Here is a 23,578-nt window from a genome sequence, read left to right as displayed (position 1 = left end):
CAAATGGAGTACTTCGTATCCGTTGCGGATACGGGGCAGATTTCCCACTCGTCCAGCCTTTGCAGCGTGGCACAGTCGTCCATGACGATCGCTCTCCAAAACCTGGAGAAGACAGTAGGCGTTGCCTTGCTCGTTCGCCATCCAAAGGGGGTTCGCCTGACTGGCGCTGGCGAGCGATTCCTGCAGTACGCGCAACAGGTTGTCAATCTGGTCAATCACGCGGTGGTAGCGGCCCAGACGGAGCCCGTGCGGATTGAAGGAGAAGTTCGGGTCGGCATTACCGACACCATCTCGGCCTACTTGATGCCGTCCCTGATTTCATCGATCTCCGAACGATTCATGAATTTCCAACTGAAGATCGCGGAGCTTGACTGGACGACAATCGAGGAACAGCTGTTCGAAGAAAAACTGGACATTGGCATGCTGCCGGTGTCGAACGTAACGCTGCCGAACGAGTTGCGATGCGAGACGATCATCCGTTCTCCCCGCAAGTTATGGACTCCGCCGGACCACCCGCTGCAGGAATCAAAGCGGGTAACGCTGGAGGACGTCGCGAAGGAAGGTTTCTTGTTGCTCGACATGGATGAGCATGTTCCTACCTTTAGAAAATACTGGGCGAAGTATGGTGTGTGTCCAAACGTGAAGATGCAAAGTAAATCGATCGAGGCGGTGCGAAGTCTCGTTGCGCTCGGTGAGGGCGTAACGATCCTGTCCGATCTGGTGTATCGCCCGTGGTCGCTTGAGGGCAAACGAATCAGCCGCCGGGAATTGAGCGTTTCCATTCCCACGATGGACGTCGGCGTCGTCTGGCGATCAGGCAATACGTTGTCGCCTCCCACGAAAGCGTTTATAGAAATGCTGCGCTCACGCAAACGCACCAACGCATTCTGAATCAGGTCGAGCTCGCTTGACGATCGGGAAGCCTGACCTTGATCGCGGTGCCGGCGCCCGGCGCACTGACCACCTCGATCTGACCGCCCAGCATCAAGACCCGCTCTTCCATCCCCGCCAGGCCGAACGATGTTTTTCTGATCGCCTGCGCGTCGAACCCCTGACCGTCGTCGCGAACCTCCAGCACGAAGGCGTCGGGCGTTCGTTCGAGCATGATGATCACTTCGGTGGCCGCCGCATGACGGGCGACGTTTGTCAGCGCCTCCTGGACGAGGCGAAACAGCACGATAGCGCGGTCCTCGCTCATGACGATGTTCTCGTCCTGCACGCGAAGCCGGCACACTGTGTGGCCATTGCGATCGAACCCGGCAGCGAGCCACTCGAGCGCTGCCACTATGCCGGCGTCCAATACCGGCGGACGCAGCGACGTAATGACGCCCCGCACAACCTGCATGGTTTGGTCCACCAGCGCAATCAGTGTCCGGGTTTCCTCGAACAGCTCTGGTTGGTCGTCATTGAACCGCATGCGCAATGCCGACGTACGCATGCGAAGCGCGGTGAGATACTGCCCGAGCTCGTCGTGCATTTCCCGCGCGATGTGTTTGCGCTCTTCCTCGCGTGCCGTTTCGCGGCGGGACGTGAGTTCCCGCAACATCTCGTACGACTCCCGCAGGCGGTGCTCTGCTTCCTTGCGCTCGGTCAGATCGACCACGAAGGCGACGCCTTCCTTCCCGCCGGCTTCGAAGGCAACCCTGCCGATCATGACGGCCACGCGGCTACCGTCCTTCCTGAGGTACTCCTTCTCCTCCGGCTGCACGCGCCCGAACTTGCTGAGCTGCGCCAAAGCGAATTCGGTGGTTTCACGCCATTCCGGCGGCGTCAGATCCGTCCAGCGGACACGGCCTGAGAGGAGATCCTCGCGCTCGTACCCCACCATGCGCAGAAATGCGTCATTAGCCTCGAGAATGTCGCCATCAGACCTCCACACGATGATGCCGATGATGTTGGCGTCGACGAGCCGCCGGATCCTGGATTCGCGTTCTGCGAGGTCGCGGTAGAGGCGGGTATTTTCAAGCGACGTCGCGGCCTGGGAGGCGAGCAGCCTCAGCCCGGCAATCCGGGCTGGCGCGAATACACGGGTGATCAGATTGTTTTCGAGGTACAGCGCACCGATGAGCTTGGCACGATTCATCAAGGGCAGGCAGAGCATCGAACGGGTCCGATGCTGACGGATATACGGATCCGTGGCAAACGTGGGCTCGCTCGCGGCATCGTCGAGAATCACGCTCTCCTGCGTGCGCAGGACATGGTAGAGAACCGACTCGGGCAGCATCGCCGCGCTCACCGGCACATCGCGTAGCTGCACGCGCGGTGTGTCACCGTCCGTTGTGACCTCCGCTGCGATGCGTGGCTCTTCGCCGTCAGGAAGAATCAACAAGCCTCGCTCGGCGCCGGCCTGTTCGATCGCCGTGCGCATGACCGTGTCGATCAGCTTGTCGAGCACCATCTCTCCCGAAACCGCTTGCGACACCCTGATCACGGTCGCGAGGTCGAGGTGTTCGACCGGCGCCCCGATTGTGCTGGTCGGTCCAGGCGCCTGCTCTCCTTCCCTGAGATATGGGTGCATCTCGTCGAGTTGCCGCACCTTGCCGTCTGCACCCCAGCGCCGGTAGCCTTGCCGGGCATCGCTCAAATACACGCGTGCGATCTTCTCGAACCCGCGCGCCGCGTAGAAGCGGGACGTGAGTTCGCCGGCGAGCGCTTCGTTGTGCACGAAGCCGTTTGCGCGTGCCGACCGGATAGCCTCTTCGTAGAGGCGCATCGCGTCGAGGTCGCGGCGCTCAAGGCGGGCTATCTCGGCGCTGACCAGCGCCGTGAGGTTCTCGAAGTTTTCGGGGCAAGTTTCCGCTCGCAATTGCAGTTGTCTGTTGTGAGCGGCTATTGCCTGGAGCGACCCCCGCTGCTCGCTGCCGGAAACAGGGCTGCAGTCAGGATTGCAGCGGGCAGCCAACGATAGCGCGCTGTAGAAATGATATTCCGCTTCTTCCAGATAAGAGGCCGCTGTCCACAAAAGGCGTTGTGCCCTCAACGAGGCATCCGTGGCCGCCGCGTAGTCGCCTGCAAAGAAGCGCGCCTGCAATTTTCGGATCCAATACCAGCAATGGGCAATCACCAGGTCTGGATTTTCGAGGAAGTGGCGCTCGATCTGTTTCTCGTCGAAGTGCCCATCGTTAAAAGAGCCGAAGGCGAGCGTCAGGCCCCGCAGCGTTCGTACCAGCCCAAGCTGAGTGGCGCTGACGTCGATGGCGAATCCGAAATGCGCTTTTTGCGCGAACATCAGGCTGGCTTCGGCTTCGCGCTGCACATTGGTGAGCGGATCTCCCGCGATGAGCAAATTGGTCGTCATATGAGTGTAGCAGTAGGCTTCACAAATGAGGTCGCCAGTATTCTTTGCGGCCTCGAGCCCACGGCGTATCAATTCCCGGCCATCCCTGAGAGGTCTGGCCATGGGCAAGATGATATTTCCAAAATGCATATAGGTTCTTGCCCGGAAACGCTTCAACCCGCGCCGTTCGACAAGATCATAACCAAGCTGCCCGAATTGAAATCCGATCTTGTAGTGGCCGAAACGCGCTGCGGCGATCATGCCTAGCCGGACATAGGCGGAGGAAGAACCGTCGCAATTGCCGTACTCAAGGCTGAGGTTGACCGCCCGGGAGACGACCAGGGACCATAGATTGGTATCGGTAAACAAGGCTGCGGGCATGACTTTGACCAGGACGTCCATTGTGGCCAGCGATTCAACGTCGGTCATCAGCCGCAGGTCGATGAGCTCTTCGATCGCGCGGTTCCCAAGCTGGGACCAGATTCGCTCGTATTCTTTGCGCGCTTTCTCTTCCGCGGTATGCGGCGACCAGTCGATCCCCAGATGTCCCAGATAGTCGAGAGCGACCGCAACGGCGTTGCTGGCCTGATCGAGCGTCATGTAGAGGTCGACGCGCAAGCCTGTCACATTCGCGCGTTCAGGCACATTCGCGGCGCGGCGTGAAAGCATGTTCAACCGCTCTTCCGCGACCGGTAACCGGCCCGTCAAAAATTCGCATTCGGCCCGGTTCAACTCCAGCGTGAAGATCAGTTCATGCTGGCGCGCCCAGCAATCGTCTGTCAAAAGTTCCGCACCAGTGGTCAGATAGGTGAGGGCCGATTCATAGGCCGACGACGCCTTCGCGCGCTGGCCGGCAATCAGGTTGAACTCGGCCAGTTGTTCCCGTTCTTCTCGTAGCGTAAGGAGGGCGGCACCGCGGTTAAGTTGATTGACGATCTCGAAGATAGCCTCTTTCCGCTTCTCGGGCAGCGTCTGCGCCGCGAGCAGCCGCCCGATGCGCAGATGGGCCTCCGCGCGCGAGGCCTCCGGGATCATCGAGTAGGCGGCCTCCTGCACCCGGTCGTGCACAAATCGGCAGGATTCCTCCAGTTGTTCGATGAGCTCCTGTTCGACCGCCGGTCGCAGCAACGCCTGGATCTCCTGCCTCGAACTCTCAAGAATGTTCGACAGCATCGCCATTGTGGCCGTGTTGCCGAGGCAGGCAAACTGTTGCAACGCCTGCTGCGTTTCTGCGGCCAGGCGGGCAAGCTTCGCGACCATCAGGTCCGCCACGTTGTCGGTATAGCCCTTGCCATGGATGTTGGGCAGATCCCAGAACCAGCGGGCCGTGTCGTGATCGAAGCCGAGCAAGCCCTCGTCGACGAGTGCGTGCAGAAACTGGATGACGAAGAACGGATTACCGGCGGTCTTCTCATGTACGAGCTGCGCGAGCGGTGCGGCGCGTTCCGGCGCATCGCGAAGCGCCTCCGCGATCAATTGCTCGACGTGCTCGCGCGCAAGCGGCGCCAGGGCGACTTCATCGAACCTCGAGCCCGCGTTCCTGATGGCCTGGAGCTTGCGCATCAGCGGATGTGCGGCATCGACCTCGTTGCTGCGATAGGCGCCGATCAACATCAGATGACGCAGGTCCGGGCGGGTGAGCAGATCCTCCAGCAGATCGAGCGTCGCGGCGTCAAGCCATTGCAGATCATCGAGAAACAGCGCTAGCGGATGTTCCGGCCGGGCGAAAACCCCTATGAAGCGCCGGAACACGAGCTGGAAACGACGTTGCGCCTGATGCGGCTCGAATTCCGGGACAGGCGGCGGGTCCCCGATGATCAGCTTCAGTTCGGGGATCAGATCGGTCATGAGCCGTGCGTTTGGCCCGAGGGCCTCCGTCAGGGCATCGCGCCAGGTCGCCAGTTCCATTTCGCGCTTGCCGAGCAGCGGCCGCACGAGACCCCTGAAAGCTTGCACCAGTGTTGAATAGGGTATGTCGCGCTTGTACTGGTCGAACTTGCCGGAGGCAAAGAGTCCTCTCGGGGGAACCAGCAGCTTGTGCAGTTCATTGACGACCGCGGATTTGCCGATGCCGGAATACCCGGAAATCAGCACCAGTTCCGGCGCGCCGCTGCTGATGACGCGGTTGAAGGCGGCCACTAACGCCCCGACTTCGCGCTCCCGCCCGTAGAGCTTCTCGGGGATGAGCAGCCGGTCGGGCATGTCGTGCGCGCCCAGCCGGAAGGTATCGATGCGATGCAGTTGCTCCCATTCGGCGAGGCAATGCCGCAGATCCCGCTCGACGCCGGCCGCGGTCTGGTAGCGCTCCTCGGGCGTCTTCGCCAGCAGCTTCATGACGAGCGCCGAGACGCCGGGCGGGACCGTCCCGACCCGGGCACTAGGTGGCATTGGCTTGCGGGCGACATGGCAGTGCACCCATTCCATCGGGGTGGCGGCCGTGAACGGCAGTGTGCCGGTAAGCATCTGATAAAGCGCGACACCGAATGCGTAGAGGTCGCTGCGCGAATCGATGGAACGATTCATCCGTCCGGTCTGCTCGGGCGCCATGTAGGCGAGCGTGCCAGCGATGGTTTCGGGCGGCTCGGGCGGCTCGGGCGGCTGCCGCTCGCGCGGGAGCCGCGAGGCAATGCCGAAGCCGGTGAGCCGCACCTGAGCGTCCGCGCAATTCACCAGGATATGAGCCGGCTTGAGGTCCTTATGGACGAGGCCGGCCTGATGGAGCTTGCCCAGCGCCGCCGCGATTCCCACGGCGAGGCGCAGGACGTTTCCTGTCTCCATGGGCGCGCCGATCAGCCGTTCGAGCGGCTCGCCGCCCGGATCCTCGAGCACCAGCACGGTACGGCCGTCCACCCACAGCAGTTCCTTGGGCCGCACTGCCCACGTGCCGTTGAGTTGATCCCTCAACGCGAATTCATGAGCGAGGCGCGCGACGCTGGCGGGCAGGGGATGCTCGGCGGCGATGCGCGCGACCAGCACGCTGTCGCTGCCGTCTCGTGGCCGCTCCCGGCAGAAGACGCGCTCGCCATCCTCCCAGAGAATCTGGAGGCTGCTACCTGCGTCGAATCCGTGTGTGGTGTCCATCTGCCTCATCTGCGCCGGGCGCGCATGCATGGGAAAGGTGACATTTGTGCGGTCGGTAAAGCTTACAACAGCCGGTATTGTTGTCACGATACACCTTGGCGACCGCGACGACATAACCGCCTCAACGGCGTTGCCGGTCGCAGGAGCCGAACCCGCAACCAGGCCAACACGAGTTCGCGGGACGACTTTTCAGCTTGGGCGGTGGCTGGACGCGATCAGAAATTTTATGCTTCCCTGCCGGCGGTAACGGTCATGCGTTAATTTTCCGGAAAGCCAATTGAGTTCCTCCAGATCCACAAGCAGTGGTGTGACCACGTTGATGATCACACGGGCGTCGCTTGAACTTCTGCGAAAGGATCAGTTTGTCGCCTCAGGCATGGCCGACGAATGGTGATTGATGATCTTCCATTTGCCGGATGGCCGTTGGCATCAAGGCGATTTAGCTTGAGGGAATCGCAGCGCGCGAGGACGTTGGCATGGCGCTCGAATCCAACTTGACTAGCAGGGAAGCGGACCGGGTGGTTTTACGAGCGTTTTTTTGAGGCTTGATTTGGCGCCGGAGATTCGCGTGACCAGCCTATTCGCAAGGGGCTTCATTCGACGCCATAGACGCGGACGCGCCGCAGGAACGACGGCGGATCCGCGATGCGGCCCTGGAATGGTCGGGACTGGGAACAGAACCCGGCATCGAGCACCACGTGATGTTCGACGGCCCCATGGCGGCAAGCGACAAAGCGCGGCTGTGGCATTCGGATTTCGGCCCGCTTGACGCGCTCGCGTATCGCAAGGGAACGCTGTCCCAGCCGGCCAACCGACGGTTACAAGTCAAGGCCGGCTACCGTGCGCTTAGGGCACGCGTCGGCCATGTCTGGGTCGGCACCGCTCGAAAGCGACGCATAAGCGACCGCTATCGCGGCCGCCAGCCTGGCGTTGCTGAGACCGATCTGAACACTGCCTCCCGCGCTTGCCCCGCCGGTCAATGCATTCACACGGGAAATAAGGAACGGTGTCACGCCCTTGCCGGTTATACCTTCGGCATCCGCTTCCGCCAGTGCCTGCTCAATCGCAAGATCGATGACCTCACGTGGCAACGCGAATGGCTGGGGAATCGGATTGGCAACCACGAGGCCGTTGTTCAGTCCTAGCGCCCAGTTGGCTGTCATGACACGAGCTATCCGGCGAGGATCGTCGAGGCGCACATCGACACCGAACTCGCTATCGCGAGTAAAGAATCCGGGAAGACTCTCGGTGCCGTAGCCGATCACCGGTACGCCGTGCGTCTCCAGGTATTCCAGGGTCAACTGGATGTCGAGGATCGACTTGATGCCGGCGCACACCAATGCCACCGGTGTGCGGGCGAGTTCCTGCAGATCAGCCGAGATGTCGAAGGTCTCCTGTGCGCCCCGATGCACGCCGCCGAGACCGCCGGCGGCAAACACACGAATCTTCACCAGGTCTGCGATGATCATCGTCGCCGAGATCGTCGTCGCGCCATCGCCGCCACACGCAACAAGAATCGGAATATCGCGTCGGCTGACCTTGGCCACATCGTGGCCGCCGCGACCGAGTTGCTCAATCTCGCCACGCGTCAGCCCGACCTTGATACGGCCGTCCAGAATCGCGCAGGTGGCAGGTATCGCGCCGTGGGCGCGGACTTCGGCTTCGAGCCCAAGCGCTGTTTCGGCGTTCCCTGGCCAGGATGAACCATGCGAGATGATCGACGACTCCAGTGCCACAACCGGTCGCCCTGCGCCCAATGCCGCAGCGACTTCCGGATGGATATCCAAAAATCCACTCAAACACATCGAATCTCTCCCTCCAAGCCCAACGAAGCGACATGCTGCCGCGGGCCGCACGTCTGTCAAATACCGTGTCTACCCACTGAGAGAAACGCGCGCGCAGTGAAGCGCGCGGTCGCCCTCGAAGCGGAATTTACGCCGCACGCGGGTCCGCAGCGGCCGGTTCCAGATTTCGCGCCTTGGCCAGGGTGAGAGCCGTGTCCTCGATCATGTCCTCCTGGCCGCCCACCATGCCACGGCGCCCCAATTCGACCAGGATGTCACGAGCCGGCACGCCATACTTTTGTCCTGCGCGTTTTGCAAAAAGGAGGAAGGAACCGTACACGCCGGCGTAACCGAGCGTGAGCGCATCGCGATCAACGCGGATGGGAAAATCCATAATAGGCACGACCAGGTCCTCGGCCACGTCCTGAATCTTCCAGACATCGACGCCCGTCTGAATACCCATGCGATCACACACCGCGACGAGCACTTCCATCGGCGTGTTACCGGCACCGGCGCCCAAACCCGCGGCGGCTGCATCGACACAGGTCGCGCCAACCTCGATGGCAGCGATGGAGTTCGCTACACCCATTGCAAGGTTATGGTGACCATGAAAGCCGAGTTCGGTCGCAGGTTTCAGCGCCGCACGTACAGCGGAAAGACGGGCTCTTACGTCCTCGGGAAGCATGTACCCGGCGGAGTCAGTTACGTAGACACAGTTCGCACCGTAGCTTTCCATCAGCCTGGCCTGCTTCACGAGACCTTCGGGCGTATTCATGTGCGCCATCATCAGAAAGCCGACGGCATCCATATCTAGCTTGCGCGCGAGCGTGATGTGCTGTTCCGAGACGTCGGCTTCCGTGCAGTGTGTGGCCACTCGGATCGTGTTCACGCCAAGCTCGTGCGCCATTTTCAGATGGTCCACCGTGCCAATGCCCGGAATCAGCAGCGCCGAGACGCGCGCCTGCTTCATGAGGGGGATGACGGCGGAGAGGTATTCCTCGTCCGTGTGAGCGGGAAAGCCGTAGTTCACGGAGTTGCCGCCCAGTCCATCGCCGTGCGTAACTTCGATCAGCGGCACGCCCGCTTCGTCCAGACCCTGTGCAATCACCTTCATCTGGTCCAGCGTCATCTGGTGACGTTTTGGATGCATTCCGTCGCGCAGCGTCATGTCATGCACGACTATCTTCTTGCCTTTGACGTTCATGTCTGATTCCTCGCTTAGTGAGCGACGGGTTCGAGCTTGAGCGAGCCGCTCAGGATTTCTTCGGCGAACATCTCGGCGGTGCGCGCGGCGGCGGCCGTCATGATGTCAAGGTTGCCGGCATACTTGGGCAGGTAGTCGCCCAGGCCTTCGACCTCCAGGTAGATCGAGACCCGATCACCGTCGAACACTGGGCCATTGACGAGCCTGTAGCCGGGCAGGTACTTGCGTACCTGTTCGATCATTTCGTGTACCGACTTCTCGATCGCGGCAGCATTCGGCGTGCCCTCTACCAGGCAATGCACGGTGTCGCGCATCATGAGTGGTGGATCGGCGGGGTTGATGATGATGATCGCCTTACCTTCCTTGGCTCCTCCGACCATCGAGATTGCGGCGGCTGTCGTACGTGTGAATTCGTCGATGTTCTTGCGCGTTCCCGGGCCGGCCGATCGACTCGACACCGTTGCGACGATTTCGGCGTACCGAACGGGCTGCACACGCGACACCGCGTGCACCATGGGGATCGTTGCCTGGCCGCCGCAAGTCACCATGTTGACGTTCATCGCGCCTTTGCCGACTTGCAAGTTCAGATTGACGGGCGGCACGCAGTACGGGCCAATGGCCGCTGGCGTGAGATCAATCATCATCACACCCAGTTCATTGAGCTTGCGCGAGTTCTCCGCGTGCACGTACGCACTTGTCGCGTCGAATGCGATCTGGATGCCGTCGGCTTTCACATGGGGCAGCAAGCCGTCTACGCCTTCCGAAGTGGTTTTCAGTCCCAACGCTCGTGCCTTTTTCAGGCCATCAGACTCGGGGTCGATACCCACCATCCACACTGGTTCCAGCACCTCGCTGCGTTGCAGCTTTGCCAACAGGTCCGTGCCGATGTTGCCCGGTCCGATCAATGCGCACTTCACCTTGTTATTTGCCATGTCTCCTCCTTTGGATCAAACGAATCGCACCGAGCAGTTGCCGATGCCGTCAATAGAAACATTGAGGCTGTCGCCGGCTGCGACTGGAACCATCGCCGCCAATGAGCCGGACAGCACCACTTCACCTGCCTTCAATGACTCGTTCAGTTGGCCCAACGTGTTGGCCAGCCACGCAACCGCTTCGAGCGGGTTCCCAAGCGCAGCAGCACCTGAGCCGGTGGTCACCACCTCGCCGTTCTTCTCCAGTTTCATCGCGCATCCGACCAGGTCGACCTCGCGCGGATCCACAACGTGTTTGCCGAGCACGAACACGCCGCACGATGCGTTGTCGGCCACCGTGTCTTCGATGCGGATTTTCCAGTCCCGGATGCGCGAGTCGACGATCTCAAAGCAGGCCATCACGCCTCCAGTTGCGGCGAGAACGTCCGCGGCAGTAACGCCTGGTCCCTGCAGATCGTGCTTGAGCACAAAGGCAATTTCTCCCTCTGCCTTGGGCTGGATCAGGGAGGCGGCCGGAATCGCGTCGCCTTCCTCGTAAAGCATAGCGTCGGTGAGCATGCCGAAATCGGGCTGATAGACCCCGAGTATGTCCATCACGACCTGCGACGTCACACCGATCTTCTTGCCGATGATGCGTTCCCCCGCTTCGATGCGGCGGGCGTTCAGGCGTTGCTGGATGCGGTACGCGTCATCGATTGTCAGATCGGTGTGGCGACTGGTGAGCGGGTCGAGCACGCGACAGTCTTTTACTGCCGCGTACAGCTCGTCGCCAAGCGAACTGATAAGAACGTCGTTCATGGTTGCTGACTCTCGGGCGAGTTCACTTCATCGGAATGACTGGCGGCGAGCGGGTCGCCCTCCAGCCGGTAAAAATCGGACCACTCCAGCAACTGCTGGCTGGTTGTGCCTACACCACCGCAGGCAATGACGACGATGCGCTGCGCGTCCGGGAAATACTCGGGAACCCGGGCGAGTGCCGCCACCGATGCACCGCAGGCCGGTTCGGTCAGAAGGCGATGCTCTTCGAGCAGGGTCACGCTGCCTTGAATTGCTTCAGCGTCAGTCACCAGGCAGTTCCGGATCTGATGCTCCCTGGCGAGCGCCACGATGCGTGCGGCTACCTTGTTGGCACCAAGCGACGTAGCCACGGATTGGATTTTCGGAAGAGCGACCGGCGCGCCAGCCTTGAGCGCCTCGTTATAGGAGCTAGCACCGTCGGTCTCCACTGCCAACACCGGGATATCGCTCCAGCCGACTCGCCGCAGTCCTTCAATGACGCCTGCGAGCAGACCGCCACCGCCGACCGAGCAAACAAGCAGGTCAGGGCGTTCGGTTTGCCGGGCGATCTCCTCAACCATCGTCGCGTGGCCTTCCCACAACAGAGGGTCGTCGAACGCGTGGAGGTACGCGTCGCCGTCCCCCAGAATCGAAAGTGCATGGTCGTTGGATTCAATGAACGACGCCCCATGAACCACGACCTCTGCTTCTTCGCCACGAATGAGGGCACGGGCTCGCTCAGATGTCGTCTGCGGCACGACGACCGTCACCGGAATGCCCAGCTCCCGGCCCGCGTAGGCCACCGCATACCCCGCGTTACCTCCTGACGCTGTGACGAAGCGACGCGCACCCCGGCGCTTATGTTCTTCGCAGGCGAAGCCAACGCCTCGCAGCTTGAATGAGCCGCTCGGTTGCAACCCTTCAAGCTTCAGGAGAACTGTTCTGCACGTCTTGAGTGAAAGAGCTCGGGACTTGATTAGCGGTGTTTCGATATGCAGTGTCATAGCAGGACTTCATCCGTAAAAGGCGTTGGTCGCCTTTGCGCAATACTGATCCGTTGTCGTTAGCCAAGCTGGATGACAGCGGAGACCTCGACCGGGCAACGAAACGGCAGGCTCGATACCCCTACTGCGGCGCGGCTGTGCCGTCCCTTATCTCCCAGGACTTCAACGAGGACCTCCGATGCACCGTTGATAACTTCCGGGTGCTCCGTAAATTCCGTGGCTGCGTGCACGTAGCCTGTCACGGAGCAGACGCGGATCACGCTCAGGTCGTCCGTCAGTTGCGAACGAAGTTGCGAACGAAGTTGCGACAAAATCGCCATGCCGCTCATCCGCGCGGCTTCTCTCGCCTGCTCGATACTCACTTCTTTGCCGACCTGGCCGAGCGCAAACGGCTTGCCGTCCTTGAAGGCGACTTGTCCAGAAATGTGCAAAAAGCCACCTGCCAGAACGGTGGGTACGTAGTTGGCGATCGCCGCCTTCGGCGGTTGCAGTTCAATGCCAAGTTCTGCGAGACGGGCATCCAGTTCAGCGCGGTTCATGAAATCTCCTTATGGATGAAATAGGTGCCGATGCCCGAGGCAAGCGGCACGAGTGAAATCGGAAAATCAGGATTCGAGGTCGTACTGGATCGAGAGCTGTCCTTTCTTCTCTTTGAGCTTCAGGACCCTTATACGGCCGACCTGTCCAGCGGACTTGACGTGAGTGCCGCCACAGCTATGCATCGGCAGGTCACCGAAGCACACAGACCTCATGCCATCCTTTTCGGCCAGATGGCGCGGCACGTCATCTGCGGTGAGCTGGTTTACTGTCTGCTCTACGCCCTCGGCGGTCAGCGGCTGTGGGTTACCGCGTGGCTCGAAAACCACCCGTCCCTCACCGGGCCAGTGGTGACCTTTGCTCGCGTACCAGCCCATCTGCTCCACGACGCCGGAAATCAGGTGACCGGCAGAGTGGAGTCGTGCGTGCAGCATGCGGATCTCGGGCGATACTTCAATCAGCGCATCGCCGACGGCGACTTCCCGTTCGGCGATGTGAATAACCTTGTTACCCTCCTGCATCACGCGCCCGACCTTCACGCCGGCAATACTTCCCTGATCGGAGAGCTGTCCTCCGCCTTGCGGGTGGAACAAGGTCTCGGCCAGCGTCACACGGAACTTGCCGTCGTCGATGGGCGAGCAGTCGAGCACCTGCGTGCGCATCGTCAGTTCGTCGCTGTTGTAGTAGGTGCGTTGCGTCATTTCGTATTCCTTAATGTATATGCTTCATCGCGGTCCAGCTTCGTCAAAACCCACTTGACGTGAGTCGCGGCTTGTTGGCAAAAGGTGACTCGTGCAGCGCGACAATCGCGGAAAGACAACTCACTTCCCGCATGACTGCAAGTTAAAGGACGGTCGCCCGTCCCGCTTGTAAAAAATTGAGGGTTTGCGCTTGCGGGGTTCAATCGTCGGCAGGGCGCTCGGCGCGGATAAGATGCCGCACATGGTCCAGCTGCCTGGGATATGGCTGTGTGACGCTAATGCCGCCTTAATGCAGCTTCGTCTGACTGCTGGGGGAGTGCTAGGAGAGTGCTGGAGGGCGCAACGCTTTGGCCAAGTGGCCTGCTGCGATCTGGAATGTCAATACTTCGACGGGGATACACCAAAGGCTTGCCGGAACGCCCGATTGAAGTGGCTCTGATCGTAGAAGCCAACTTCCTGAGCCACCTGCGTCAGACAGCGGTCGGTGTGACTCAGCAAGGAGCACGCGCGCTCCAGCCTCAGCCGTATGACCCAGGCGTGTGGAGTCATGCCGGCTGTCCGCTTGAAAAGCTTGAGGAAATGGAAGCGCTCGAGGTTGCAAAGGGCCGCAAGCTCTTCGAGGGTGATTTTTTCGGCCAGGTGGACGTCGCAATACTCCCTGACTCGCTGCCACTGCACCGATGTGAGTGTGCCTTTGACAAACTGCGGTTTGACCATACGCGTCTGGACGAACAGGCGGTCAAGTAAGGTCAGCCATTCGGACTGTACTTCCATGGGCTCGGACCCTGGCGGAGCCGCCCGCAGTGCATCGTGCAATCGGGACAGATGACCGGCAAGCGACGAATCCTGAAGGACCGCACCGCCCAGTGCAGGGAAACGATCCTGCCCCGAGATTTCCTCTCCGAGTCCGTTCAGTAACTGAGGTGAGAGGCGAAACGTCTTGAGTGTGTAAGACTCGTCCCCGGCGCTGATGCCGTCATGCACCTCACCGGGTGGCATCAACTGGACGCTGCCCGGCGTGAGCAGCAGCGTTTCGCCATGGAATCCCTGTCGCTGGACACCCTCGGTCACCAGCGCGACATGGTAGTCCAGATGGTAGTGACGCTCGAAGCGGAAATCAGAAAAGCGCGCCTCGCTAAGCACGAGACCCGGAATCTCGTTGCTGCGTTTGTACTCGACGCGATCCTTCATCAGGGCCTCCTGCAGGGCTTTCCTTTCACGTTGGAGCGAACTGCCGTCCCAAGGCGCAACTTGCTCTGTGTTCTCCGAACCATTCACAATATCGTGCCTATTATAGACAAAACGACGTTTCGGGCCCCGCATCCGGCCTGGGCGAGCGCAATGATGCGGTGAGCGTATGCCCGTAGCGGGGGCGCGCTTTTGCGCGGAGTTCTGTCAAGTCTGAAAGTTCAGGACGGGGTAAGAGGTTTGGTAGACCAAGGTCCGGGACGCTTGATCTCACTTCGATTTCTCGCGGCGCATGCAACACCGGCCACAATCGCCACCATGCCTAGAACCTGATAGCGGTGAACCGCCTCATGCAGGAACAGCACGGCAAGCATGACTCCGAAGAGCGGGATCAGATGGATCGAGAGGCCGGCTCGTGTTGCCCCGACGCGTACCACTCCGATGTTGTAGAGAAGATAGGCGACGACGGACGGGAAGATGCCAAGATAGGCCAACGCACCGATCGACTGGATATTCCACGTAGGTGCGACGCCGGATGCACGCTCACACAGCCACAGCGGCACCAACACCACGAGCGCTAGCACGATCTGGGCACCCATCAGGCCGATGCGGTCGATGTCTGCGGGAAAGCCGCGCAACCACAGAGTGTAGAAAGCCCAGGACACCATCGCGCAAAATATCAGGAGATCGCCGTGGGAAAAAGACATCGATGCCAGGCCGGACCAATCTCCGTGCATGACGATGATGAGGACTCCGGCAAACGACAACGTGAGTCCAAGCACCTGCGCAACATGCAGCCGCTGTCTATAGAAGATTGCAGCTAGCAGCACGATCAGGATAGGGATGAATGAGTTCATCAGCAGAGCGTTCGATGCCGTGGTCGACTGCAACCCGAGATAGACAAGGGAATTGAAGGACACGACACCAGCCAGCGACACGCCTAGCACGCGCCAGCGATATTTCCAGTACTTGAGCAAGTCGCGGCGCATCGGCCGTAAGGCAAAGGGAAGCATGAAGAAGAGTGCAATCACCCAGCGCCAGAGCGACAGCGCCGTAGGCGGAACATGGTTGTGCATCGCCCGGCCGACAATAAAATTGCCGGCCCAGAACAAGGGTGGCGGCAAAAGCAGCAGCAAGTCCCCGGCACGCAGCGAGCCTGTGGTTTTGGCGGGCATCTTCATTTTCGTGGCTGACCGGTGAGGGCGTCAATCTGAACGAAATCGCGTGGCATGGTCCCGGGATTCTTTTTGGGCGGTGAAAGGAGTGCGCTGAAGTTTGAGGATTGCGAACCCCTATCCGCGCGTATCGACGATGATCTTTGCGTTCGCACCAGACTCGACGCGTTCGTGGGCCTTCGCGATTTCCGACAGAGGAAAAATTTCGACCTGAGGATGTTGCAGCGCCCCTCGTTCCAACAGAGGGGTGAGCACATCGATGGCAGCCTTCCTCACCGGGATGGGCAAGTTGTAGACGATAAAGAATCGCAGATTCGCGAAACTAACGATCATCGGCCTAAAGGGGACCTCGATCGATCCGGCCCCCGAACCATAGATGATCACGTCGCCGCCGAACTTCAACAGTTCTCCATATTTGCCGGCATTTGCTGCTGCGTCGACTTCAATGATGGCGTCTACACCTTGGCCGTCTGTGATCTCACGTACCGAAGCAGCCACATCCTGCTCGTTGCGATTGATGACCCACTCGGCACCAAGGCGGGAAGCGAGTTGGCACTTCTCCCGACTGCCCGCCACGCCAATGACTCTTGCGCCCGAGAGCGCGGCCAGTTGCGTCGCGTAGCCACCTACCGCGCCGGTGGCACCGTAGACAAGAACCGTCTTGCCGAGAAGTCCTCCGCAAGCATGCACCGCGTACCAGGCCGTCAAAAGCGGAATCCCAAGTGAGGCGCCCGTCTCGGTCGACATACTGTCAGGGAGACGCGCGACCTGGCTTTCGGGCAAGGCGATCAGTTCGGCCGCTGTACCGAACGGTCGCTGCCACTGGCCGTTGATCGTCCAGACTCGCTGTCCGCTCCACTGTTTCGAAACGCCTTCCCCAACTGCCTCGACGACGCCAGCGCCATCGCTGTGAGGAATAACGCACGGAAACTCCATTGCGGAGCTTGTGACGCCCGACCGCGATTTGACGTCTGAAGGATTCACGCCCGAGTGTGCGATGCGCACCAGGACTTCGCCCACTTGAGGGGCCGGATCACGCTGCTCGCCAACGACGAGAACGTCTCGAGCGGGGCCTTTTGAGGAATAGTGCGCGGCCTTCATATCTTTCAACCTCCAAACTGGTTTAGTGAAGAGCGCTCGCAAACCGACGTGCCTCAGCCGACGAGTCCCGGCCGACGAGTCCCAGTCGAGCTTTTCAGCGCAACGCTACCAATACTGTGATCCTTCGCATCTGAGCGCGCTTGTAAAAAATTGACGATACAAACTACCAGCCGCCGCCGGGCCAGACGTAACACCCTTACCACGGTCGCTGGATGCCTGCCGAGAACGGTTACCCATTGGATAGTTTGTTCGGGCAAACCTGGCCGATTAAAAAACTCGGCGTCTCGCTCCATTCGTGCTTCCCAACAACGTCTATGGAGTTCGGTTACAGCGAAATTTGAACAACCCGAACGCCTTGCGGTACTGTGCTCGCGGAACTGCGGCGACATACCTTCTGGGGCGAGTTACGCTATTGCCGTTGAAAACGGACGTCTCAAAACGCTCGGCGAGCAGTCATTCGTCGTGATGGGTCGAAGGTCCGGAACGGGTCTACATGAGGCGGTCGCGTCAGGGAGCAGTCGACCGGATTTGGCTGAGGTGAAGCTCTCGGTCGTCGGCTCTCGCGCACTGGCCGGCCGCCTCTAGCTGTCCTACTTTTGCTGCAGATGGCTCGACGAGATATCGAGGATGGTAGCGCGGTGCTGTTTCGCCGGTGATGGCAAGTGCAGTGAGCATCTGACAAAATCGCCAGAAGAATACTAAGAATGGAGGCAGCTTGCGGACGGTCGAATACCGCTTTTCCACCATTTGGCGCATCGATGCGCCAGTGCAGGAAGTTTGGGCGGCAATTCAGGATTCGGCGCGCTGGCCCGAGTGGTGGAATAACGTCGAGCGCGTAGACCAGCTGGAGGCGGGCTCCGATCAGGGCGTGGGCATCGTACAACGCTACACGTGGAAAGGCTGGTTGCCCTATCGCCTCGTGTTCGATATGCGGGTGACGCGCGTCGACCCGCTGGTCGCGCTGGAGGGGGAAGCCAGTGGCGACGTCGAAGGCGCCGGCCGGTGGAGCTTTTCGACCGACGGACGCAACGTTACGGTGGTCCGCTATGACTGGTGCGTACACACGAACCGCGCATGGATGAATGCATTGGCGCCGTTGTTGCGACCGGTTTTCCAATGGAACCACGATGCAGTGATGCGCGAAGGCGGCGCGGCGCTAGCGCGGCGGCTGGACGCGCGGCTGCTTGGCATCGAGCATGGATGAAGCCAGCGCGGCAATGGATTGAGCGCTCTGGCTCTGATAATCATATAGCCGGCCTGCCTCCGTCCCAGTAGAACGGCTGGCGTAGAGTCGGAGTGCGGACAGCGACTTGACGCACAGGAGGCCGGCTATATGATTATCAGAGCCCTTGACAATGCTATCAAATTTGTTAAGCCGCATACCCAAACGCCCAGGGCATTCCCACTAACGCGTCGCCCTTGCATTCGTACGTCGGAAATTAATGCCCTTCAGTTCGAAGCGTCAAATCGTTTTGAACATTCTCAACGCCCTTTACACTCTTCGCGACGTTACCCGCGACTTGAATTTCCTCGGCTCGCTGAACTGTTCCTTCAAGCGCGACATCTCCGTTTTTCACTTTAAGCCTGATGTCCGACGCATCCAGTTTTTCCTTATCGAGCGCCTTTCTGACGGAGTTCTCGAGCTGACGATTCTGGGCGCGAGCAGCCTTTTTCGAGCTCGACGTGCTCGCCTTCGACACGTCCTGTGCGTAAGTGGTTCCGAGCGTTGTAGCGAGTGCCGCGGCGATGATGATCGATTTAATGAGCTTCATTTTTTACTGTCCTATGTTAATAAATAATGTTCCTTACTTGTACCTAGCGGTACAGGCATCGAACGCGTTCCCCAACTATCATTTACTGGCGGACCTCGCGGGCTCTCTTTAAGCGGCCCCGAGTCACCCAACTTGCATCTCAAGTTTCGCCATCGTTTCGGCGCCTCGCCGGCGATCCGCTTCTGAACTGGCAAGGCTAGGACCTGTTGACTAGCGGTAACGTTTTTCGAAAATGGCCGTGGTCAGAAAGGAAACTGACGCGTGCCGTGTTGCACCGAGATCCAGTGCTCGGTCGTGAAGTCCTTGAACATTCCATTGGCGCCAAACCGGCCGAGACCGGAGTTCTTCTCGCCGCCAAACGGCATGTTTGCGAGATCCACCGCTGGAAGGTCGTTGACGTGGGTCACCGGCCTCGACCTGATGTGCGAACCGCACGCCGCGATCGATGTTGCGTGTCAAGACGGCGCTCGACAGACCGTATTCGGTATCGTTCGCCATACGCAACGCATCCGATTCATCCTTGGTGCGCGAGATCGGTACGACAGGCCCAAAAATCTCATCTCGCCCGAGACGCACATTCTCCGGTGGACATGAGCATTATTCTTTGTGATTGTCGAAACCCAGGCCGACAGCCTCACCGACAGCCTGGGGCCGCGTTGCCGTTGATGAAGGACCGTCGAGACATGGGGAATGTGGCGGGCTTCCTCTTAAGTGGACCGCGCCCGCCTATACGTTGCTACTTCACGGGTTGTCCCGCAGCGGCGATGATGAGCTCCGCAATTTCCTGCGGATGGGAGATCAGCGAGAGATGGCTGGCCTTCACTTCGATTGTTTTGGCGCCCATGCGCTTAGCCATGAAGCGTTCGAGATCGGGGTTGATCGTTCGATCTTCCGTCGAGACGGCATAAAAGCTCGGCTTCGACCGCCAGGCCGCCTGCGTGGTCTTGCCCGTGAGCAGCTCCCTGTGGAACGGCTCCTGTACCGCATAGAGCACCTTTGCCTTCGCTTCCGGCAGGTCGCCCGCGAAATCACGTAAGAACGCAACTTCACTTAGGCGTCCTTCGTCGCCATCGAAGACGATTCCCGCCGAGGCGGGCGGCGTCGGGAACGTCTTGGCCAACGCCGTATAATCTTCGCCCGCATCGGGTGCTCGCGCCGCCACATAGACAAGAGCAGAGACGTTCGGATGCATGCCGGCCTCGGTGACGATCATCCCTGAGAAGGAATGGCCAACCAGGACCGTGGGGCCGTCCTGCCGGGCGAGCACCCGCTGTGCCGAGGCGACCGCTTCCGGCAGCGTCGTCAAAGGGTTCTGCACGGCTGTAGCGTTGAGGCCCGCGGCCTGCAATCGTGCGATTACCTCTGACCAGCATGACCCGTCGGCGAACAGCCCATGTACCATGACCACGTTTTTGGCGATGGGCACGGTCGCCGATCGGGCCGCGGCCGGGAGGAGATTTGCCGCCGCTATTGCGGCGATTGCGATGGTAAAGGTGCGTCTGTCGATCTGGGGCATGAGCCTGTCGTTCCTTCGATGTTCGATGTCTTCGGCAGCGAGCGGGATCATCGCGTTCAGGTGCCCGAAGAGGCGCTATTCGGTCGCGAAGCCGCGGTAGGGCGCCAGTGGCACAATGGAGACCGCTTCTTGCATGCCCAAAACAAACAATGGCAGCCTGTCCAGGGCAGATTTCACGCCGTCTTCGGATTCGACTTCGAGCAGGAGGCATGCACCCCCCACGTCGCCACGGTGCCAAATGTGGCGCACGATGCCGTCGCCATAGAGCTTGCGAACGGCGGCGGTTTCGGCTGCGAGTCTCTCGGGGGTGTAGTCGGAGTCCGGGAATTTTTCGCTGCGCCGGCGGGTTATCACGATGTATTGCATTTGATTGCTCCTGGTGTGTTGCCTCGAAGGCAAGTCTAGATTCGAACGTGACCGACTCTACTTCTGGGCGTGGAGCTTGGACGCCTGCTCGGAGGCATCAACGGGCGGCAGGACGGTGGCGAACTCGTCTCTGGACATCGGCGTCCCATCAATCATTTCGAAGACGTCCTTGGACCGACCCAGCGTGCCCATCAGGGACGGCGGTCCGACGAACGGCTCTCCGCCGATGTGCCAGCCGTCGGTGTGAAGTTCCTCGATCAAGACCCAGGTCACCTGGCGAAACGCCTCGGAGCCCTCGAACTTGACCATGACGTCCGTTAGGGCCTTTGCCAGTGCATGTTTCTGGGTGCTGGTGAAGACGCCATCGACCAGTTTCACATTTACGAAGGGCATGTTTTTCTTTTTGGGAATTTGGAGCGCAGCGGGGCGTTGCAGGAGCGGGATTGCGCCTGCAACGATGACTACGCATGTCGGCTCTCAAGCGGTAGAAGGCAGGAAAGCCTCAGGGTTCGAACGCGGTTGCGGTGGCCCGCTCGCGCCACGCCGCCATGTCGGATTGCACTTTCGCGATCTTTTCATCAATCCTGGCAAAGGCATCGGCGCCCAGCGGCAGCCGCAATGGCGGGAACTCGGATTCCGCCGCCGCGATGATCACCTGCACAGCCTTCGCCGGATCGCCGGGCTGGCTACCATCGCGGCTTCCGACGTTCGCGCGTGTCACGCCGGCGGTCGGCGCGTAGTCCTCGATCACGCGCTCGGCTTTGGACATGGATTGCGACGACAGGAATTCGGTGCGGAAGTAGCCGGGCTCGACGATCATCACGCGAATGCCGAAAGGGTTCACCTCCAGAGCAAGCGCTTCGGACATGCCTTCGACGGCAAATTTGGTCGCGTTGTAGATCCCGAACCCGGCCGAACCCGCCATGCCGCCAACCGATGAGAAGTTGATGACGAGGCCGGAACGCTTTTCTCTGAGGGAGGGTAGAACCGCTTGAATGACGTTCAGCGTTCCAAACACGTTCGTCGCGAACACATGTCGCGCTTCATCCGGTGAGACCTCCTCGACCGCGCCGACCATGCCGAAGCCGGCATTGTTGACTACTACATCGATTGGCCCGACGGTCTCGATGATATCGAGGACGGCTGCGTGCACATCTTCCGGGTTCGTCACGTCGAGCTTGAATACGGTCAGATTTGCGTGACGAAGATCGCTGAGGCCGTTGCGTGTCGTGCCAGCGACACGGTGTCCATTCTTCAGAAGTTCTTCCGACAATTGCTTTCCGAAGCCCCGGGAAATTCCAGTTACCAACCAATTGGACACGATTTAGCTCCTCAGCAGTGTTGTTCATCTCGTGCAAACAGAATACGATTGCCCACGCTCACCGTCCAATCGACTATCACCGGCTCTGTGATTAGAGAAACTTATGAGCCCGATCGACTTCAAGCACCTGCGCTATTTTGTCGGCGTCGCCGACGAATTGCATTTCGGACGCGCGGCAGCAAAGCTCGCGGTGACGCAGCCAGCGTTGAGCCAACAGATCGCAGCGTTGGAAGCCATTCTGGGTGTGCAGCTTCTGATCCGTGATCGAAGAGGCGTCGTACTGACGGCCGCAGGCGAGGTCTTTCAGGCGCAGGCGATCGAGGTCTTGGCCCAGATGGAAACGATGGTGGAGGTCACGCGCCGCACCGCGTTTCAAAACGAACAGCGGATCGCGATCGCTATGGTCGAATACACCGATCTGCCCTTTATCGTGCCGGCGTTGACGGAACTGCAGAAGCTCTATCCCAACGTCAAGATCAGCCGCAAGGAGATGGTATCAACGCAGCAAGTCAAGGCCCTGATCACCCACCAGATTGACATTGGCATGGGCGTGCTGTTGGCGAATGAAGATCAGACGGCGAAGGTTTCGACCCGGTTTGTCCTCGAGGGGCGATGGCTATTGGCCGCGCCGCGCATTCACCGGCTGGCACAGGTCAAGGTTATTCATCTGGCAGATCTCGTAGACGAAAACTTGATAATCTTTTCCCGCAATGTTAACGAGCCGCTCTACGATGCTGTTCTGGCGAGCTTTCAACGCGCCAAGGTTGTGCCAAACTTCGTTTACGAGACCACGCAAGCGCAGATCGGTCTGCGCATCGTCAAGGATAGTGGCGGGTTGATGCTCGGCGCCGATTACGCGTTGAGAGAGAGGCACGATGGCATCATCTATGTCCCGATCGAGGGGCTCCCGAATTTGAACGTGCATATCTTTTGGCGGGAGCAGGAAAGCTCCGGTCTCGTCTTGGACTTCGTGGAGTTCCTGGCCGAGGCGGCGCTGCGCGAGGCGCTGTCTCGTTGACCCATCGGCGGCGTAAAACTGCAGGAGACCCGTGTTTCTCAGGAGGCAGACGGACCCCGGGCGGGCTCGGTGAAGCGATGCCACGCGTCAAAACGCTGAGCGAGCTGTTTGCGGTAGAACGAAGCGCGCAACAAATGTCGCTTGAGCGCGAAGTGCTGCCTGATTGGTCCGAAGCTCGAGAGGAACGCCTGGGTGCGCTTTGGATTGCGAAACCCGCGTAAGCGCCGCTCACGTTCACGCGTAGGTTGATGACTATGCTCGGCACGATTATTAACGCGAGCTGCAGCTTCGACGAACACGTGTTTGACGGTGGCCAGCGCGGGGATCCTGGATTTCGCGACTGGATAACTGCGCAGCTGGTCGGTGACGATCTTGCGCGGCACCGGGCACGAACGAAGCACGCGCTTGAAGAATCGTTTGGCGGCGGCCATGTCCCGCCGCTTCTGCAGCAGGATATCGAGTTCGGCGCAGTGTTCGTCAACGGCTCGCCACATCACATAAGGTTCTCCGCGCAGCCTCACGAACATCTCATCGAGATGCCAAGTACTGCCCGGTTTGCGCCGAGGGCACTTGACGCGATGCGCGAACCCAGAGCCAAATTTTTCGCACCAACGGCGCACGGTTTCGTAGCTCACGACGATGCCGCGTTCGAACAGCAACTCTTCAATGTCGCGCAGGCTCAACTGAAACCGAAAGTACCAGCGGACGGCACAACTGATCACCACCGGCGGAAAGCGATGACCGTGGGTATGCCGAGGGGCCTCGTCTTGCCGTTTTTCTTCAGAATAAAAACCCTCCGAAGCGGAAGGGGCGAGTAACCCCGC

21 protein-coding genes and 1 pseudogene are annotated in these 23,578 nt (G+C 60.0%); 3 read left to right on the top strand and 19 right to left on the bottom strand.

What is annotated here, in order from left to right; translation table 11 throughout:
- Window positions 1-3 precede the first annotated feature (3 nt).
- Entirely contained in the window at window positions 4-891 is an 888-nt protein-coding gene (locus tag M0D69_RS04550) for a LysR family transcriptional regulator (protein ID WP_301781028.1), read from the top strand.
- A 1-nt stretch (window position 892) separates the two neighbouring features.
- Here M0D69_RS04550 and M0D69_RS04545 read toward each other — a convergent pair whose 3' ends face one another.
- The 11 genes from M0D69_RS04545 to M0D69_RS04495 form a co-directional block, all read right to left on the bottom strand.
- Complete coding sequence (locus M0D69_RS04545) at window positions 893-6,358, bottom strand: AAA family ATPase (RefSeq protein WP_301780883.1); 5,466 nt, start codon at window positions 6,356-6,358, stop codon at window positions 893-895.
- An 818-nt stretch (window positions 6,359-7,176) separates the two neighbouring features.
- The gene (locus M0D69_RS04540; RefSeq protein ID WP_367619687.1) at window positions 7,177-8,145 is read right to left on the bottom strand and encodes a pseudouridine-5'-phosphate glycosidase; all 969 of its coding nucleotides are present in this window, start codon (window positions 8,143-8,145) and stop codon (window positions 7,177-7,179) included.
- A gap of 145 nt (window positions 8,146-8,290) precedes the next feature.
- Complete coding sequence (gene dmpG / locus M0D69_RS04535; protein WP_301780881.1) at window positions 8,291-9,346, bottom strand: 4-hydroxy-2-oxovalerate aldolase; 1,056 nt, start codon at window positions 9,344-9,346, stop codon at window positions 8,291-8,293.
- A gap of 14 nt (window positions 9,347-9,360) precedes the next feature.
- Window positions 9,361-10,278 (bottom strand): acetaldehyde dehydrogenase (acetylating), encoded by a 918-nt coding sequence (locus tag M0D69_RS04530; protein WP_301780880.1) that lies wholly within the window; start codon window positions 10,276-10,278, stop codon window positions 9,361-9,363.
- A 15-nt stretch (window positions 10,279-10,293) separates the two neighbouring features.
- On the bottom strand, window positions 10,294-11,076 hold the full coding sequence (dmpE, locus tag M0D69_RS04525; protein ID WP_301780879.1) for a 2-oxopent-4-enoate hydratase: 783 nt from the start codon (window positions 11,074-11,076) through the stop codon (window positions 10,294-10,296).
- Entirely contained in the window at window positions 11,073-12,059 is a 987-nt protein-coding gene (locus M0D69_RS04520; protein ID WP_301780878.1) for a pyridoxal-phosphate dependent enzyme, read from the bottom strand. The genes dmpE and M0D69_RS04520 overlap by 4 nt, the downstream gene beginning before the upstream one ends.
- Before the next feature lie 59 nt (window positions 12,060-12,118).
- Window positions 12,119-12,598 carry a RidA family protein gene (locus M0D69_RS04515; protein ID WP_301780877.1) on the bottom strand — a complete coding sequence of 160 codons (480 nt, stop codon included), beginning with the start codon at window positions 12,596-12,598 and terminating at the stop codon, window positions 12,119-12,121.
- 66 nt (window positions 12,599-12,664) lie between these two features.
- On the bottom strand, window positions 12,665-13,297 hold the full coding sequence (locus tag M0D69_RS04510) for an alanyl-tRNA editing protein (protein WP_301780876.1): 633 nt from the start codon (window positions 13,295-13,297) through the stop codon (window positions 12,665-12,667).
- 378 nt (window positions 13,298-13,675) lie between these two features.
- Window positions 13,676-14,488 (bottom strand): AraC family transcriptional regulator, encoded by an 813-nt coding sequence (locus tag M0D69_RS04505; protein WP_301780875.1) that lies wholly within the window; start codon window positions 14,486-14,488, stop codon window positions 13,676-13,678.
- Between the two features lie 218 nt (window positions 14,489-14,706).
- A complete protein-coding gene (locus M0D69_RS04500) occupies window positions 14,707-15,660 on the bottom strand; it encodes a DMT family transporter (RefSeq protein ID WP_301780874.1) in 954 nt (317 codons plus the stop codon).
- A gap of 117 nt (window positions 15,661-15,777) precedes the next feature.
- Window positions 15,778-16,761, bottom strand: a complete 984-nt coding sequence (locus M0D69_RS04495; RefSeq protein WP_301780873.1) for an NADPH:quinone reductase — start codon at window positions 16,759-16,761, stop codon at window positions 15,778-15,780.
- A 715-nt stretch (window positions 16,762-17,476) separates the two neighbouring features.
- Here M0D69_RS04495 and M0D69_RS04490 point away from each other — a divergent pair.
- Entirely contained in the window at window positions 17,477-17,965 is a 489-nt protein-coding gene (locus tag M0D69_RS04490; RefSeq protein WP_301780872.1) for an SRPBCC family protein, read from the top strand.
- Window positions 17,966-18,200: 235 nt separating this feature from the next.
- On the opposite strand, the gene M0D69_RS04485 is transcribed toward M0D69_RS04490, so the two are convergent.
- From M0D69_RS04485 to M0D69_RS04460, 7 genes and pseudogenes are all read right to left on the bottom strand, one after another.
- Window positions 18,201-18,533: a BON domain-containing protein gene (locus M0D69_RS04485; protein WP_301780871.1), complete on the bottom strand. Its 333-nt coding sequence runs from the start codon at window positions 18,531-18,533 to the stop codon at window positions 18,201-18,203.
- A gap of 242 nt (window positions 18,534-18,775) precedes the next feature.
- Window positions 18,776-18,940, bottom strand: coding sequence for an aldehyde dehydrogenase family protein (locus M0D69_RS04480; RefSeq protein WP_301780870.1), 165 nt, complete (start codon window positions 18,938-18,940; stop codon window positions 18,776-18,778).
- A gap of 58 nt (window positions 18,941-18,998) precedes the next feature.
- A pseudogene (locus tag M0D69_RS43700) lies at window positions 18,999-19,109 on the bottom strand (aldehyde dehydrogenase family protein); the annotation flags it as partial.
- A gap of 160 nt (window positions 19,110-19,269) precedes the next feature.
- Window positions 19,270-20,049 carry an alpha/beta fold hydrolase gene (locus M0D69_RS04475; RefSeq protein WP_301780869.1) on the bottom strand — a complete coding sequence of 260 codons (780 nt, stop codon included), beginning with the start codon at window positions 20,047-20,049 and terminating at the stop codon, window positions 19,270-19,272.
- A gap of 75 nt (window positions 20,050-20,124) precedes the next feature.
- Window positions 20,125-20,415, bottom strand: a complete 291-nt coding sequence (locus tag M0D69_RS04470; protein WP_301780868.1) for a muconolactone Delta-isomerase family protein — start codon at window positions 20,413-20,415, stop codon at window positions 20,125-20,127.
- Window positions 20,416-20,472: 57 nt separating this feature from the next.
- A complete protein-coding gene (locus tag M0D69_RS04465) occupies window positions 20,473-20,808 on the bottom strand; it encodes a 4-oxalocrotonate tautomerase family protein (protein ID WP_301780867.1) in 336 nt (111 codons plus the stop codon).
- A gap of 109 nt (window positions 20,809-20,917) precedes the next feature.
- The gene (locus tag M0D69_RS04460; RefSeq protein ID WP_301780866.1) at window positions 20,918-21,736 is read right to left on the bottom strand and encodes an oxidoreductase; all 819 of its coding nucleotides are present in this window, start codon (window positions 21,734-21,736) and stop codon (window positions 20,918-20,920) included.
- Between the two features lie 103 nt (window positions 21,737-21,839).
- On the opposite strand from M0D69_RS04460, the gene M0D69_RS04455 reads away from it, so the two are divergent.
- Window positions 21,840-22,754: a LysR family transcriptional regulator gene (locus tag M0D69_RS04455; RefSeq protein ID WP_301780865.1), complete on the top strand. Its 915-nt coding sequence runs from the start codon at window positions 21,840-21,842 to the stop codon at window positions 22,752-22,754.
- Window positions 22,755-22,792: 38 nt separating this feature from the next.
- Here M0D69_RS04455 and M0D69_RS04450 read toward each other — a convergent pair whose 3' ends face one another.
- Window positions 22,793-23,479, bottom strand: a complete 687-nt coding sequence (locus tag M0D69_RS04450) for an IS6 family transposase (protein WP_301781027.1) — start codon at window positions 23,477-23,479, stop codon at window positions 22,793-22,795.
- Window positions 23,480-23,578: the final 99 nt, after the last annotated feature.

It is taken from the genome of Caballeronia sp. SEWSISQ10-4 2, assembly GCF_030464885.1.
Classification (GTDB): Bacteria; Pseudomonadota; Gammaproteobacteria; order Burkholderiales; family Burkholderiaceae; genus Caballeronia.
The sequence above is the reverse complement of the archived record's forward strand: the minus strand, read 5'-3'. Positions and strand labels throughout refer to the sequence as shown.

Bases quoted from the DNA above. Each gene is read 5' to 3' on its own strand.
- M0D69_RS04550 (WP_301781028.1), top strand. From the start codon at position 4: ATGGAGTACTTCGTATCCGTTGCGGATACGGGGCAGATTTCCCACTCG.
- M0D69_RS04545 (WP_301780883.1), bottom strand. From the start codon at position 6,358: ATGGACACCACACACGGATTCGACGCAGGTAGCAGCCTCCAGATTCTC.
- dmpG (WP_301780881.1), bottom strand. From the start codon at position 9,346: ATGAACGTCAAAGGCAAGAAGATAGTCGTGCATGACATGACGCTGCGC.
- M0D69_RS04530 (WP_301780880.1), bottom strand. From the start codon at position 10,278: ATGGCAAATAACAAGGTGAAGTGCGCATTGATCGGACCGGGCAACATC.
- dmpE (WP_301780879.1), bottom strand. From the start codon at position 11,076: ATGAACGACGTTCTTATCAGTTCGCTTGGCGACGAGCTGTACGCGGCA.
- M0D69_RS04520 (WP_301780878.1), bottom strand. From the start codon at position 12,059: ATGACACTGCATATCGAAACACCGCTAATCAAGTCCCGAGCTCTTTCA.
- M0D69_RS04515 (WP_301780877.1), bottom strand. From the start codon at position 12,598: ATGAACCGCGCTGAACTGGATGCCCGTCTCGCAGAACTTGGCATTGAA.
- M0D69_RS04510 (WP_301780876.1), bottom strand. From the start codon at position 13,297: ATGACGCAACGCACCTACTACAACAGCGACGAACTGACGATGCGCACG.
- M0D69_RS04505 (WP_301780875.1), bottom strand. From the start codon at position 14,488: ATGAAGGATCGCGTCGAGTACAAACGCAGCAACGAGATTCCGGGTCTC.
- M0D69_RS04500 (WP_301780874.1), bottom strand. From the start codon at position 15,660: ATGCCCGCCAAAACCACAGGCTCGCTGCGTGCCGGGGACTTGCTGCTG.
- M0D69_RS04495 (WP_301780873.1), bottom strand. From the start codon at position 16,761: ATGAAGGCCGCGCACTATTCCTCAAAAGGCCCCGCTCGAGACGTTCTC.
- M0D69_RS04485 (WP_301780871.1), bottom strand. From the start codon at position 18,533: ATGAAGCTCATTAAATCGATCATCATCGCCGCGGCACTCGCTACAACG.
- M0D69_RS04475 (WP_301780869.1), bottom strand. From the start codon at position 20,049: ATGCCCCAGATCGACAGACGCACCTTTACCATCGCAATCGCCGCAATA.
- M0D69_RS04470 (WP_301780868.1), bottom strand. From the start codon at position 20,415: ATGCAATACATCGTGATAACCCGCCGGCGCAGCGAAAAATTCCCGGAC.
- M0D69_RS04465 (WP_301780867.1), bottom strand. From the start codon at position 20,808: ATGCCCTTCGTAAATGTGAAACTGGTCGATGGCGTCTTCACCAGCACC.
- M0D69_RS04455 (WP_301780865.1), top strand. From the start codon at position 21,840: ATGAGCCCGATCGACTTCAAGCACCTGCGCTATTTTGTCGGCGTCGCC.